The sequence below is a fragment of the Pseudomonas sp. F01002 genome (assembly GCF_004402115.1).
GTDB classification, from domain to species: Bacteria; Pseudomonadota; Gammaproteobacteria; order Pseudomonadales; family Pseudomonadaceae; genus Aquipseudomonas; species Aquipseudomonas frigoris.
Genome location: NZ_SOPU01000018.1, coordinates 287,674 through 301,111 on the forward strand (window position 1 = coordinate 287,674; position 13,438 = coordinate 301,111).

Below are 13,438 nucleotides of genomic sequence, written 5' to 3' on the forward strand. Positions count from 1 at the left end.
AAAAGCCCGCTAAGTAAATGAGACGCTGGGGAGTGCCGGCTACCCAGCGTTTTCTATAGTACGGACCAGAGTGAGTTGCCAAACATGCAGATTAACCCTTATATATTCATACTGCCTCGTTCGCCGGGCCAAATAGTCTGGGATTACAAGAACCACAAACAATTCGAATTAAACCTGGAATACTCAACCCGTCTCGCACACCTTATTTACAATCCCGAAAGGTTTGACCAAAACAATACAATAGACAATCAATTTGTAAGCGCAGGAATACTAACACCTTCAATACAAGACCCTCTTGAATGGGGCTGGGATGAACTATCGAAGATATTTCATATCGGCACCAAGAACATCCCGTGTGAATATGTTCCCCAAGATATTAATGAATGGTCAATACACTATTTGGACCATTGCGCCGAAGTACTGGCCACTCCTGCCCCGGAGGTCAGACTCACAGAACGCCCGACAAGCGAGCGGATTGCCCTGCCCCAACCTTCCTGTCTGCCGCAAAGCGCACTTGCAAAGACCTTGATCGACCGAAAGACCTGCCGCTCCTTCACGGGTGAAGGGGTTTCTCTCGACGATGTGGGCGCTCTTTTGTATTTGTCCCTTGGCTATCTACGCGAGCGCGACAACGACATCGACGAAACCATCGCTGAAGGTCTCGGCGCCCGGCGCAGCAGTCCATCCGGTGGCGGGTTGAATGCCTGCGAAGGTTTTCTTCATGTTCAGAACGTCAGCGGCCTGAATCCCGGGCTCTACGCCTACCACCCCGACAAACATGCTTTGAGCTTCGTCAATCCGGTGCCTGACTCACCCTTGGGCCAGTTGTTGTGTGGGCAGCATTTCATCAACAACCTGCCAGTCGGCCTGTTCATCACCGCTCGCTTCGACAAACTGTGGTGGAAATATGAACACTCGCGGGCCTACCGAATGGCTTACGTCGAAGCAGGTCATATTTCCCAGACCTTTCAACTGGTGGCCACCGCACTCGGGTTAAGCACCTGGCTGACCGGTGCGTTGGCGGACGATCAGGTCGAAACGTTGCTGGGGATCGAGGACAGCGCCGAACAGCCGTTGTTTTTTGTGGGCTGCGGGCGGAGTGACGGTCAAGTGATGTGCAAGGAATTGAAAGCGCTGCTGCGCAACCGAGGCTCACAACAATGACCGGGCCCCGCACAGACGACCTGTCACTGCCCGACGCCTGGGCACAGCGCTTCACCCTCGGCGACTGGAACACCCGAGCCTCGGTCCACGATGAGCTCGGCGCGTCCATCCCCCGACGGATGAAAACGGCCGCCCTCCAGCTGTACACCGATGAGGGTTATCACGCCCTGTTCTCCAATAGCCTCGCCGAGCAGATAGCCGACCTATACGGCATGACCCAACGCCCGGTGATGCCGCGCCGCATTACCCGACTGAACGCCCTGATTGACCACAGCCCAGAGAGGCATAAGGCGCTGGCCTGGTTTCTCGTCGGCTTCGTGTCCGAGACCATCATCGCCAGGGAACTGCTCGAGGTTTGTCGCAACGAGCTGGTGTCCAGCGTCCAGGAAATGCTCAGGGACCACCTCACCGACGAGGCCCGACACAGTCGTTACTTTTGCGAAGTGTTCCATTATCTGTGGCTGACCCTGAACAGCAGCCAACGCACGTTCGCCGCGAAGCTGCTGGTGGACATCCTCCTGATTTTCTTTGAGGTCGATGAGCGATGGCTGAAGGAAAGCCTGAACAGCGTGGGCCTCAGGGAGAATTGCGTCGCAGAAATCCTCAGTGCCCTGACCGGCCCGCAAGCCCGCCTACAGCGCGCCCGATCAGGTGCAGGCGCGACGCTACAGGCAATGGAAAAGGCAGGTTTTTTCGACCTGCCTTTTAACCAGCAGCTCTTCGCACAGGCAGGACTTGTCGATGGATGAAGGAAAATCTGCGGTCAGTGTCAAACACCGCCGCTCTGCGATCACCCTATTAATGACCATGGTGATGCTTGGGGTCTTCCCTCTCGATGTTCTGCTGCCATCGTTCCCGGCGCTGGCTGAACACTTCCGGACCACGCCAGGCGACATCGCGTTTTCCATCAGCCTGTTTGCCATCGGGATCGCACTTTCCCAACTACTGGTCGGGCCGCTCTCGGATGTCATCGGGCGCAAAAGTCTGCTGCTGGCGGGAATGGCGGTCTCGATGATCGGTGCGACTGGTTGCGTGCTGTCCACCGACTACGCCTGGTTCCTGATGTTCCGGGTGGTGCAGGCCATTGGCTGCGGTTGCTTCGTACTCTCGCAGGCGCTGGTCCAGGACCTGTTCGACGGCAAGGAGCGAGACCAGCTGCGAATTCTGATGGTCACCGCCAGCGGGATCTTCATTTCCGTCTCGCCACTGGCCGGCACCCTGTTGCAACAGGCGCTGGACTGGCCCGCAAGTTTCATTGTCTTTATTGCCCTTGCCGCCGCCGTGTTCCTTAAGGCCTGCTTCTTTCTTGAAAACCGGCACACCGCCACAAACCCACGCCCAAGCATTCTTCAGTCCTACCGGCGCGTCTGTCGCGATGCGGGTTTCCTCGGCTATTGGCTGATCGCCGCAATCGCCTTCACCTGCCACTTTTCCTTCATTGTCATCTCGCCCCTGATCTTCATGGAGCAGCTACAGCTTTCGGCCTACGAGTTTTCCCTGACGCTGCTGCTGTATGGCGTGGCCTACATCATCGGCGGCATTGTCGCTCGAGTCCTCGTCGGGCGGGTCACGGCCGATACCCAGATAGTCGTCGGCCTGGGCCTGATCTTCATTTCTGGACTGGTGATGCTCTTGCTCTCAAACCTGCTGGGGCTTTCAGCCCTGACCGTGCTGATCCCGATGATCATCTGCACCGCTGGCACGACCATCACCCGCCCTGTCGCCACCTCCAAAGCCATGGAAGTTTTCCCGGACAATGCCGGTACATCGGCGTCGGCCGGGAACACGCTGGTCTTCATCTCTGGCGGGCTGATCAGCGCCCTGATCAATCTGAGTGGAGCCCATCTGCAAACGACTCTCGCACTGAGTTTCCTCGCCTTGAGCACCGTCGGCGTTTCCTTCAATGCACTGATCACACGTCGGCAGCTCTCGCTGAATAGCGGGTGATACCTGCCGGTCGTCATCCCACACGCCCCGTCGGCGCTGGATCACCCTCTTCCGGCATTCCCTCCTGACGCCAGCCGTGTAGAATCGCGACATTCATCGCCAGTCATCCCCCGGCGGGTTTATGAGCTCAAGCTGAAGCGCGCGGCGATCCCGCAAAGTTATCGGCAACTTCCGGACACACGGCCATTTCTGAGTGTTCCAGACGTCAATAGAAGCTCACTTCCCTTTTGATACCTGATTAGCCGCCCGGAGTGCTTCATGCCTGATTACCGCTCGAAAACATCCACCCATGGCCGCAACATGGCCGGCGCCCGCGCACTGTGGCGCGCCACGGGGATGAAAGATGACGACTTCAAAAAGCCGATCATCGCCATTTCCAACTCCTTCACCCAGTTCGTACCGGGCCACGTCCACCTCAAGGACCTGGGCCAACTGGTTGCCCGCGAAATCGAACGCGCCGGCGGTGTAGCCAAAGAATTCAACACCATTGCCGTGGATGACGGCATCGCCATGGGCCACGACGGCATGCTGTATTCGCTGCCGAGCCGCGAGATCATCGCCGACTCCGTCGAGTACATGGTCAACGCCCACTGTGCCGACGCCATCGTCTGCATCTCCAACTGCGACAAGATCACCCCAGGCATGCTGATGGCTGCCCTGCGCCTGAACATCCCGGTGATCTTCGTGTCCGGCGGCCCGATGGAAGCCGGCAAGACCAAACTGGCCAGCCACGGTCTCGACCTCGTCGACGCCATGGTGATCGCCGCCGACTCCAGCGCTTCTGACGAGAAAGTCGCTGAGTACGAGCGTAGCGCCTGCCCGACCTGCGGTTCGTGCTCCGGCATGTTCACCGCCAACTCGATGAACTGCCTGGTTGAAGCCCTCGGCCTGGCATTGCCGGGCAACGGTTCGACCCTGGCCACCCACAGCGATCGCGAACAGCTGTTCCTGCAGGCCGGCCGCACCATCGTCGAGCTGTGCAAGCGTTACTACGGCGACAACGACGAATCGGTATTGCCGCGCAACATCGCCAACTTCAAGGCGTTCGAAAACGCCATGACCCTGGACATCGCCATGGGCGGTTCCACCAACACCATCCTGCACTTGCTGGCCGCGGCCCAGGAAGCCGAGATCGATTTCGACCTGCGCGACATCGACCGTCTCTCCCGTCACGTGCCGCAACTGTGCAAAGTTGCGCCGAACATCCAGAAGTACCACATGGAAGACGTGCATCGCGCCGGCGGGATCTTCAGCATCCTCGGCTCGCTAGCCCGTGGCGGTCTGCTGCACACCGACCTGCCGACCGTGCACAGCAAAACCCTGGCCGAAGGCATCGCCAAGTGGGACATCACCCAGACCAGCGACGAAGCGGTGCATCACTTCTTCAAGGCCGGCCCTGGGGGCATCCCGACCCAAACCGCGTTCAGCCAGTCGACCCGTTGGGAGACCCTGGACGACGACCGTGAAAACGGCTGCATCCGCAGTGTCGAACACGCCTACTCGAAAGAAGGCGGCCTGGCCGTTCTGTACGGCAACATCGCGCTGGACGGCTGCGTGGTGAAAACCGCCGGCGTCGACGAGTCGATTCATGTCTTCGAAGGCAACGCGAAGATCTTCGAAAGCCAGGACAGCGCCGTACGCGGCATCCTCGCGGATGAAGTGAAGGCCGGCGACATCGTGATCATTCGTTACGAAGGCCCGAAAGGTGGCCCGGGCATGCAGGAAATGCTGTACCCGACGTCCTACCTGAAATCCAAAGGCCTGGGCAAAGCTTGTGCCCTGCTCACCGATGGCCGTTTCTCCGGCGGCACCTCAGGCCTGTCCATCGGCCACGCTTCCCCAGAAGCGGCGGCGGGTGGCGCGATTGGTCTGGTGCAGGATGGCGACAAAGTGCTGATCGACATTCCGAACCGCTCGATCAACCTGTTGATCAGCGACGAAGAAATGGCCGGTCGTCGTGCCGAGCAGGATCAGAAAGGCTGGAAGCCTGTGGAAAAACGTCCACGCAAGGTGACCACCGCACTGAAGGCCTACGCCCTACTGGCGACCAGCGCCGACAAGGGTGCCGTGCGTAACAAGGCGATGCTCGACGGGCTATGATGCTTAACCGTTGAACAAAAAAATGCCCCGCCAAGTGCGGGGCATTTTTTTTGCGGCCAACTCGGTCAAGTGTGGGAGCGGGCTTGCTCGCGAAAGCGGTGTATCAGTCGACATCAATGTCGGATGTGACGACCTCTTCGCGAGCAAGCCCGCTCCCACATTTGCTCCGTGTTGCCAGTGAGAGTGAGCTTGATCTCGCTTACTGGATTTCTGCCGGCGTCACAACCACCCAATTCTTGTCCGCCGTGACCTGCAACCCTTCCTTGGCCTGAGCTGCGGCGTGCTTGGCCATCATGCCGTTAATCTGGGTCATGTATTTGTCTTTGCGGTTGACCCATAAGTGGATGCCGCCCTTGGCCACGTCGACATCGTGGAACAGCATGTAACCGTCGCTGGTTGGGGTATCGCCGCCCACCAGTACCGGTTTCTTCCACTCATCGATGTAGGTCAGGATCGCCGCGTGCTTGCCGGCCATCCAGGTCGCCGGAGTCCACAGGTACGGGGTCAGTTCGAGGCCGAGGTTGGCCTTCTCGTCATACTTGCCCGCGGTGATCTGCTTGCGCGCCGTGGTCAGTTCGCCGGTCTTGCGGTCCTTGAGCAGCGTGGTCACGCCGATTACGTTCTGTGGTTTGACGTTGTAGCCGTATTTCGGATCGGCCGCGACCATGCGCACCAGTTCTTCAGAGGCGGCGGTCATCACGTAGACCTCGATGCCGTTCTCCATCAGCTTGTTGTAGAGCTCTTTCTGGCCGGTGAAGATTTTCGGCGGGTTGACGTCGAGGTTCTTGACCACGTCGCCTTCGTAATACGTCGCCGGCACCGGTTTACCGGACGCCATCAACTCGTCGACATAGCCTTTGAGCTCCTGGAGGGTGAAGCCGGAGAACACTTGCGCGACCCATGGATAGCAGACCATGTCGTCGACTTCGCAGAGGCGATAGTAGTAGCTGAACAGGCTTTCCTTGTGGTCGGCGGTATCTTTGAACGGCATCAGTTTCAGGGAGGGGTCGAGCTTCTCGCGGGTGATCAGGCCCTTGTTTTCCATGAACGGCAACAACGACTCTTCGAGGTCGTAACGGTAACTGGTGTTGTCCATGTCGAACACCGCGTAGTTACCTTTGTTGGCATTGGCGGCGATCATTGCGTCCAGTGCCTTGGCCTGATCGGCTGGCCAATGCTTCAAATCCGTAGCGAAGGCTTGGCCGGCGAGGCCCAAGCAGAGTGCGGCAGCCAGAAATTTCGGTGCAAGTTTCATCGGCACTTCTCCCTGAATTAAAGACATCGACGCTAACAAATAAGTGTGACAGCCCTCATCTACCCGCGACCGCTTGCGTCCCTATTGCGCCAGCTGCATCTCTGTCAGCGACACGCGCTTATTCCAAAAACGACAGTTTCAAGATGTTTTTGATATTAATTCATTAGATATCAAGCTGTTAGGCTTGCCGGTTCGCGGCTGCCCCGGAAGGTAGCTGGCACAAGTCTATTTTGGAGTTCCAATGAATCTGCCGCTGATCCTCAATCTGCTGGTGTTCCTCGCCCTGCTCTTTGGCCTGGCGCAAACCCGTCACACCACCTGGAGCCTGGCGAAAAAAGTCCTGCTCGCGTTGGTGCTGGGTGTGGTGTTCGGTGTGGCTCTGCACACTGTTTACGGTGCCGGCAACCCGGTACTGAAAGCCTCGATCGGCTGGTTCGATCTGGTGGGCAACGGTTACGTGCAGTTGCTGCAAATGATCGTGATCCCGCTGGTGTTCGCCTCGATCCTCAGCGCCGTGGCCCGTCTGCATAACGCTTCGTCGCTGGGCAAGATCAGCTTCCTGACCATCGGCACGCTGTTGTTCACCACCGCCATCGCGGCGCTGATTGGCATAGGCCTGACCAACCTCTTCGGTCTGACCGCCGAAGGCCTGGTGGCCGGCACTCAGGAAATGGCCCGTCTGCAAACCATCCAGACCGACTACGCAGGCAAGGTTGCCGACCTGAATGTGCCGCAGCTGTTGCTGTCGTTCATTCCGCAAAACCCGTTCGCCGACTTCGCTCGCGCCAAGCCGACCTCGATCATCAGCGTGGTGATTTTTGCCGCGTTCCTTGGAGTCGCAGCGCTGCAACTGCTGAAAGATGATGTCGACAAAGGTCAGAAAGTGATCAACGCCATCGACACCCTGCAAGCCTGGGTGATGCGCCTGGTGCGCTTGGTGATGAAGCTGACCCCGTACGGCGTATTGGCGCTGATGACCAAAGTGGTCGCCGGTTCCAACCTGCAGGACATCATCAAACTCGGCAGTTTCGTGGTGGTTTCCTACATCGGGCTGGGCCTGATGTTTGTGGTCCATGGCCTGCTGGTGTCGGCGGCCGGGATCAACCCGCTGCGGTTCTTCCGCAAGATCTGGCCCGTGCTGACATTTGCCTTCACCAGCCGCTCCAGCGCTGCGACCATTCCGCTGAGCATCGAAGCCCAGACCAGCCGTTTGGGTATTCCACAGTCCATCGCCAGTTTCGCCGCGTCGTTTGGCGCGACCATTGGCCAGAATGGCTGTGCCGGTCTGTACCCGGCGATGCTGGCGGTGATGGTTGCGCCAACCGTAGGCATCAACCCGCTGGACCCGCTGTGGATCGCGACGTTGGTGGCGATTGTGACGCTGAGTTCGGCGGGTGTGGCCGGCGTGGGCGGTGGCGCGACGTTTGCCGCGTTGATCGTGTTGCCGGCGATGGGCTTGCCGGTGTCACTGGTGGCGTTGCTGATTTCGGTTGAGCCGCTGATCGACATGGGCCGTACGGCGTTGAACGTGAGTGGTTCGATTACCGCCGGTGCGATCACCAGCCAGATCATGCGGCAGACCGATAAAGAGCTGCTGGAGGCGGATGAGCATTCGGAGTTGGCTCAGGCTTAATCGGCGACTGAGAGACCGCTTTCGCGAGCAAGCCCGCTCCCACATTGGATTTGTGCACGACGCAGATCAAGTGTGGGAGCGGGCTTGCTCGCGAAGCTTTTAGGCCTTTTCCCACACCTCAAAGTTGTACGCTGGCTTGTCGCCTTCCGCCGCATTCGGAACATTGGACACCAGCTTCCACTGCCCCAAATCAAACGCCGGAAACCACGCATCCCCTTCCGGGCTCAACGCCACGCGCGTCAAGTACAGCCGATCAGCCTGCGCCATCCCTTGCGCATACAACTGCGCCCCACCAATCAGCATCAGCTCATCGACGCCTTGCTCCTTTGCCCATTCTTCGGCGCGAACCACTGCAGCTTCCAGCGACGGATAAACCTCCGCGCCTTCGAGCTGCAGATCCACCTGACGGCTGACCACGATGTTCAACCGGCCCGGCAACGGACGACCGAGGGAATCCCAGGTCTTGCGCCCCATGATGATCGGCTTGCCGAGGGTGGTGGCCTTGAAGTATTTGAAGTCCCCCGGCAAGTGCCAGGGCATGCTGTTGTCGACGCCGATCACACGGTTTTCACCGAGGGCTGCGATCAGGCTGAGGGGGAGTGATTTAGTCATGCCGGCGAGGATACCAGAGCCTCCCGTACCCCGATAAGCGCCACAGCGGTTATGCTCACCGTTCAATTGAGCGACGGGATGCCGCGTGACTGAACTGACTCCACTGCAAAACCTCTGGCTGACCGAGACGGTGCGCCTGCGCGAAGAACACGCCGGTCCCCTGGATGATCTGGAAGCCAACCGACTGGCCCGCAGCGCCGGCGGCGACCTGCCGACACGCATTCAACGCCGTGCCCTGTGGCTGGCCGAGCGCGATGGACTGACCAGCGCCCTCAAACACTGGCTGCAAGGTTCGCGACTGGCACTGTTGGTGCTGGCTGTTCTCGCCGTTGCCAGCGGCGCCGGCCTGGCGATTGCCGCGCTGGGCGACGGACAAACCCCGGTCAATGTGTTCTGGGCCTTGGGCAGCTTGCTCGGACTGAACCTGATTCTATTGCTGAGCTGGGCGTTGGGCCTGGCCTTCGCCGGCGAACACGGCGCCACCCTCGGCCGATTATGGTTATGGCTCAGCGAAAAACTCGCTCGCGATGCCAAAGCCGCGCAACTGGCCCCGTCCCTGCTGCTATTGCTGCAACGACAGAAACTCAATCGCTGGGCGGTCGGCGTACTGGTCAACGGCTTGTGGTTGCTGGCGATGCTCAGCGCGCTGGTGATGCTGTTGTTGCTGATGGCGACCCGGCGTTACGGTTTCGTCTGGGAAACCACGCTCCTCGGCGGCGACACCTTCGTCGCCATGACTCAAGCCCTCGGCGCCCTGCCGGCCATGCTTGGTTTCAACGTTCCGACCGTGGAAATGATCCGCGCCAGCGGCGATGCCGCGCTCAACATCGAAAGCGCCCGTCAGGCCTGGGCAACATGGCTGGTCGGTGTACTGGTGGTCTACGGTGTTTTGCCGCGACTGTTGCTGGCGCTGTTCTGCCTGTGGCGCTGGAAAACCGGGCAAGCGGCATTGCGTCTGGATTTGAACCTGCCCGGTTACGCCCAACTGCGCGAACGGCTGATGCCGACCAGTGAACGCCTGGGTATCAGCGACGCTGCGCCAGAGCAATTGCATCGTATTGAAAGCGGCGTCAGCGACCTGCAAAGCGATGGCGCGTTGTTGGTCGCCATCGAGCTGGACGATCAACGTCCATGGCCGCCGCAATTACCGAAAACCGTGGGCAACGCCGGGATTCTCGACAGTCGCGAATCGCGCAACAAACTTCTCGAACAACTGAGCCGTTTCCCCCCGGCCCGCCTGGCCATCGCTTGCGATCCGCGACGTTCTCCGGACCGTGGCAGTCTGGCACTGATCGCCGAACTGGCCCGCAGCGCCAGCGCCACCCGCGTCTGGCTGCTGCAAGCACCGCCGGGCGAAGCGCTGGATGCCGAAAGGCTGGGTGACTGGCACGTGGCGCTGCAACAGCTGGACTTGCCGTTCGCCGATTGCGCGCCGTTGAACTGGCTGGAGAGCGGTCATGACTAACCCCTGGAAACCGCCCTTGAAGCTCGCCGTGGTCGGCCACACCAATGTCGGCAAAACCTCATTGCTGCGAACGTTGACCCGCGATGTCGGTTTCGGTGAGGTGTCTCATCGCCCTAGCACCACACGACACGTCGAAGGCGCGCGGTTGTCGGTGGACGGCGAACCTTTGCTCGACCTCTACGACACCCCCGGTCTGGAAGACGCCATCGCCCTGCTCGACTACCTCGAGCGTCTGGAACGCCCCGGCGAACGCCTCGACGGCCCGGCACGACTGGCGCGATTCCTTGAGGGCAGCGAAGCCCGGCAGCGCTTCGAACAGGAAGCCAAGGTGCTGCGGCAACTGCTGACCTGCGACGCCGGTCTCTACGTGATCGACGCCCGGGAACCGGTGCTGGCCAAGTACCGCGACGAACTGGACGTGTTGGCCAGCTGCGGAAAACCGCTGCTGCCGGTGCTGAACTTTGTCAGCAGCGCCAACCACCGCGAGCCGGATTGGCGCGAAGCGTTGGCACGCCTCGGCTTGCACGCCTTGGTGCGTTTCGACAGCGTCGCACCGCCGGAGGATGGCGAACGTCGACTGTATGAAAGCCTCGCACTGCTGCTGGAAAACGCCCGCCCGCAACTGGAGCGCCTGATCGCCGATCAGCAAGCCCAACGCCAGGCCCGGCAACAGAGTGCGGCGCGGCTGATTGCCGAATTATTGATCGACTGCGCCGCGTGCCGACGCAGCGTGGTCAGCGAAGCCGAGCAAGAACAGCAGGCCATCAACGAACTGCGCAAAGCGGTTCGACAACGGGAACAACGCTGCGTCGAAGCGCTGCTCAAGCTCTACGCTTTCCGTCCACAGGACGCGGCGGCCAGTGATCTGCCACTGCTTGATGGCCGCTGGGGTGACGACCTGTTCAACCCGGAAACCCTGAAACAGCTCGGCGTGCGAGTCGGTGGCGGTATCGCGGCCGGCGCGGCAGCCGGGGCCGGGGTCGACTTGCTGGTAGGCGGTCTGACCCTTGGCGCAGCGGCACTCGCCGGCGCAATTGCCGGCGGCGCCCTGCAAACCGCGCGCAGTTATGGCAGCCGGTTAATGGGCAAGATCAAAGGCCAGCGAGAGCTGACCGTCGATGACGGCGTGCTGCGGCTATTGGCGTTGCGTCAGCGGCAACTGCTGCAAGCGCTTAATGCGCGAGGGCATGCGGCGATGGACAGCATTCAGGTCGCCACGCCCCAGGACAAATCCTGGCGCGAAGGCAAACTGCCCGAGGCACTGACCAAGGCGCGGGCGCATCCGCAGTGGTCGTCGCTTGATCCGCATCCGAAGTTGAATCAGGCGGAAAGGCAAGAGCAGGTTGAGGTATTGGCGCAGCAGCTTTAGGTCTGGGTGTTGGGGCGGCCCCTTCGCGAGCAAGCCCGCTCCCACATTTGATTTTCAGTGACCCAATATTTGTGTATGACACGGATCTAATGTGGGGCTTGCTCGCGAAGGCCGCACCTCGGTTCATTTGCATTACGCCACCAATAGGCGCAACGCCTTTTCTTTCAAGAGACGAAGATCAATCACCGGCACCGCCATTTCCTTGGCCTGCTCATCCCACTGACGCATCCGCAAACTCACCGCACATAACGGATCCTGCTCGAAAGCTTCAGCCTCTTCAGCGGTCATCACGCCACCCTGATATTCCAGCGTCCGGCGACTGGCTTCGCTCAATCTCTCGTAATACCCAGGCTCTTTGAGCGTCAGGTAGCGCTTGGCCTGAACGTGGTATTCCACAAGCCGCGCCAAGCGCTCGCTGAAACCTGCGCGACGTAAGTAATCCGCGCCCAACCGTTCGTGACTGACCACGCCGAAGCCGCCCATGGTCTCGGCGCTCTCGGCGCAGATATGCCCGATGTCGTGGAAGAACGCGGCCAGCACCACTTCGTCATCGAAGCCCTCGGCCATGGCCAGTTCGGCGGCCTGTGACATGTGCTCGATCTGCGACACCGGCTCGCCAATGTAATCGCTGTCGCCAAAGCGCTCGTATAACGCGAACACCTCGGCGATCACTTGCTCATTGCGGTCCATCAACGCTCTCCCAACAACGTCGCTACGTTGCGTTCAGCCATCGCCGGCCCGACGCTCATGCCGACACCGGTGTGCATCAGTGCCACGCTCACACCCGGCATCGGACGCAGAAACGAGAATGGCCCGGGTCCCCGCGAACCATAGACACCCTGCCAGCGTTCCACCACTTGCACCTTGCAACCCAACGTCTGCTCGGCCAGTTCGATCATCCAGTTGTCCACTTGCTCGGCATTGAACGGCGACGGGTCGCTGCCGTAATGGTGGGAGTCGCCGATGATCAACTCACCGTAAGGCGTCGGGCTGATCAGCAGGTGAATGCCGTTTTCATGCAGATGCGGTTCCTCTCGCAGGATTTGCGCTTGCACCGCCGCCGCTTCCGGCAGATCGGCGAAGGCGCCGTAGTGCACGCAGCTCAGACCGGTGAGCAACGCGTGTTGCAGGTTGAGGTTGATTTGCGGTCGAGCGCGGAGCATTTGCAGGCGGCAGATTTGCGGGTTGAGCTCGGCGATTGGCTCGGCCAGCAGCGTCTGATAATCGTGGCCGGAACAGACGATGATCTGTTCGGCACTGAAGGATCCGGCGGTGCTGTGCAAGCGGCCGGGCTCGATGTCGCGCACCAGGGTGGAGAAGTGAAACGCGACGCCAAGTTCGCGGTGCAGGTAGTCGATCAACGCCGGAATCGCTTCGCGCGAATACAGTTGCTGATCGTCCATTCCGTGCAATGCGGCGCGGTGATGGCTGAACTGGCCGCCGTATACGTCACGCAATGCAGCGCCGCGCAACAGGTCGACGCGGTAACCGTGTTCCACGGCGCGACCGGCGCAGAAGGCTTCCAGCAGGTGTTCTTCGGCTTCGGTGCGGGCGAACAGGTACGAGCCGTTGCGCTTGAGTTGCAGACCGGCGAGTTGGGCCCATTGGCCCCAGATCTCGCGGCTGGCTTTGGCCAGTTCGAGCATCAGGCCCGGTGGTTGGCCGGTGACCAGTGCCTGACCGAAGTTTCGTACCGAGGCACCCAAAGGCGTTTCGCTGCGTTCGAAAACGGTGACTTTCAGACCGCGCTTGGCGGCGGCGTAGGCGTGGGACAGGCCGAGAATGCCAGCGCCGACGATCAGCATGTCGTTGTGTTGTGTCATGAAGAGGTGTCCAAAGTTCGAAGCCGCCTTCGCGAGCAAGCCCGCTCCCACAGGGGAACGCATTCCAAAT

At 60.3% G+C, this 13,438-nt stretch carries 11 protein-coding genes; 7 read left to right on the plus strand and 4 right to left on the minus strand.

What is annotated here, in order from left to right:
• Positions 1 to 84 precede the first annotated feature (84 nt).
• The 4 genes from E3W21_RS15130 to ilvD all read left to right on the plus strand — a co-directional run bounded on the left by E3W21_RS15130 (position 85) and on the right by ilvD (position 5,211).
• Positions 85 to 1,164: a SagB family peptide dehydrogenase gene (locus tag E3W21_RS15130; RefSeq protein ID WP_134420714.1), complete on the plus strand. Its 1,080-nt coding sequence runs from the start codon at positions 85 to 87 to the stop codon at positions 1,162 to 1,164.
• Entirely contained in the window at positions 1,161 to 1,913 is a 753-nt protein-coding gene (locus tag E3W21_RS15135; protein WP_134420716.1) for a diiron oxygenase, read from the plus strand. The genes E3W21_RS15130 and E3W21_RS15135 overlap by 4 nt, the downstream gene beginning before the upstream one ends.
• The gene (locus tag E3W21_RS15140; RefSeq protein WP_134420718.1) at positions 1,906 to 3,111 is read left to right on the plus strand and encodes a multidrug effflux MFS transporter; all 1,206 of its coding nucleotides are present in this window, start codon (positions 1,906 to 1,908) and stop codon (positions 3,109 to 3,111) included. The genes E3W21_RS15135 and E3W21_RS15140 overlap by 8 nt, the downstream gene beginning before the upstream one ends.
• Before the next feature lie 258 nt (positions 3,112 to 3,369).
• Complete coding sequence (gene ilvD / locus E3W21_RS15145; protein ID WP_129440287.1) at positions 3,370 to 5,211, plus strand: dihydroxy-acid dehydratase; 1,842 nt, start codon at positions 3,370 to 3,372, stop codon at positions 5,209 to 5,211.
• A gap of 199 nt (positions 5,212 to 5,410) precedes the next feature.
• Here the strand turns inward: ilvD and E3W21_RS15150 are convergent, their stop codons facing one another.
• Entirely contained in the window at positions 5,411 to 6,466 is a 1,056-nt protein-coding gene (locus E3W21_RS15150) for a haloacid dehalogenase-like hydrolase (RefSeq protein WP_134420720.1), read from the minus strand.
• A 241-nt stretch (positions 6,467 to 6,707) separates the two neighbouring features.
• On the opposite strand from E3W21_RS15150, the gene E3W21_RS15155 reads away from it, so the two are divergent.
• Positions 6,708 to 8,099 (plus strand): L-cystine transporter, encoded by a 1,392-nt coding sequence (locus tag E3W21_RS15155; protein WP_129440283.1) that lies wholly within the window; start codon positions 6,708 to 6,710, stop codon positions 8,097 to 8,099.
• A 99-nt stretch (positions 8,100 to 8,198) separates the two neighbouring features.
• Here E3W21_RS15155 and E3W21_RS15160 read toward each other — a convergent pair whose 3' ends face one another.
• On the minus strand, positions 8,199 to 8,711 hold the full coding sequence (locus E3W21_RS15160; RefSeq protein ID WP_134420722.1) for a dihydrofolate reductase: 513 nt from the start codon (positions 8,709 to 8,711) through the stop codon (positions 8,199 to 8,201).
• 85 nt (positions 8,712 to 8,796) lie between these two features.
• Here E3W21_RS15160 and E3W21_RS15165 point away from each other — a divergent pair, with 85 nt between their 5' ends.
• Together E3W21_RS15165 and E3W21_RS15170 are read left to right on the plus strand one after the other, a co-directional pair.
• A complete protein-coding gene (locus tag E3W21_RS15165; RefSeq protein WP_134420724.1) occupies positions 8,797 to 10,176 on the plus strand; it encodes a DUF2868 domain-containing protein in 1,380 nt (459 codons plus the stop codon).
• Positions 10,169 to 11,545 carry a GTPase/DUF3482 domain-containing protein gene (locus E3W21_RS15170; protein ID WP_134420726.1) on the plus strand — a complete coding sequence of 459 codons (1,377 nt, stop codon included), beginning with the start codon at positions 10,169 to 10,171 and terminating at the stop codon, positions 11,543 to 11,545. The genes E3W21_RS15165 and E3W21_RS15170 overlap by 8 nt, the downstream gene beginning before the upstream one ends.
• 132 nt (positions 11,546 to 11,677) lie before the next feature.
• Here E3W21_RS15170 and E3W21_RS15175 read toward each other — a convergent pair whose 3' ends face one another.
• Together E3W21_RS15175 and E3W21_RS15180 are read right to left on the minus strand one after the other, a co-directional pair.
• The gene (locus E3W21_RS15175; RefSeq protein ID WP_134420728.1) at positions 11,678 to 12,235 is read right to left on the minus strand and encodes a phosphonate degradation HD-domain oxygenase; all 558 of its coding nucleotides are present in this window, start codon (positions 12,233 to 12,235) and stop codon (positions 11,678 to 11,680) included.
• A complete protein-coding gene (locus tag E3W21_RS15180) occupies positions 12,235 to 13,368 on the minus strand; it encodes a TIGR03364 family FAD-dependent oxidoreductase (RefSeq protein WP_134420730.1) in 1,134 nt (377 codons plus the stop codon). The genes E3W21_RS15175 and E3W21_RS15180 overlap by 1 nt, the downstream gene beginning before the upstream one ends.
• Positions 13,369 to 13,438: the final 70 nt, after the last annotated feature.

Coding starts and splice junctions, on each gene's coding strand:
- E3W21_RS15130 (WP_134420714.1), top strand. CDS start 85: ATGCAGATTAACCCTTATATATTCATACTGCCTCGTTCGCCGGGCCAA.
- E3W21_RS15135 (WP_134420716.1), top strand. CDS start 1,161: ATGACCGGGCCCCGCACAGACGACCTGTCACTGCCCGACGCCTGGGCA.
- E3W21_RS15140 (WP_134420718.1), top strand. CDS start 1,906: ATGGATGAAGGAAAATCTGCGGTCAGTGTCAAACACCGCCGCTCTGCG.
- ilvD (WP_129440287.1), top strand. CDS start 3,370: ATGCCTGATTACCGCTCGAAAACATCCACCCATGGCCGCAACATGGCC.
- E3W21_RS15150 (WP_134420720.1), bottom strand. CDS start 6,466: ATGAAACTTGCACCGAAATTTCTGGCTGCCGCACTCTGCTTGGGCCTC.
- E3W21_RS15155 (WP_129440283.1), top strand. CDS start 6,708: ATGAATCTGCCGCTGATCCTCAATCTGCTGGTGTTCCTCGCCCTGCTC.
- E3W21_RS15160 (WP_134420722.1), bottom strand. CDS start 8,711: ATGACTAAATCACTCCCCCTCAGCCTGATCGCAGCCCTCGGTGAAAAC.
- E3W21_RS15170 (WP_134420726.1), top strand. CDS start 10,169: ATGACTAACCCCTGGAAACCGCCCTTGAAGCTCGCCGTGGTCGGCCAC.
- E3W21_RS15175 (WP_134420728.1), bottom strand. CDS start 12,235: ATGGACCGCAATGAGCAAGTGATCGCCGAGGTGTTCGCGTTATACGAG.
- E3W21_RS15180 (WP_134420730.1), bottom strand. CDS start 13,368: ATGACACAACACAACGACATGCTGATCGTCGGCGCTGGCATTCTCGGC.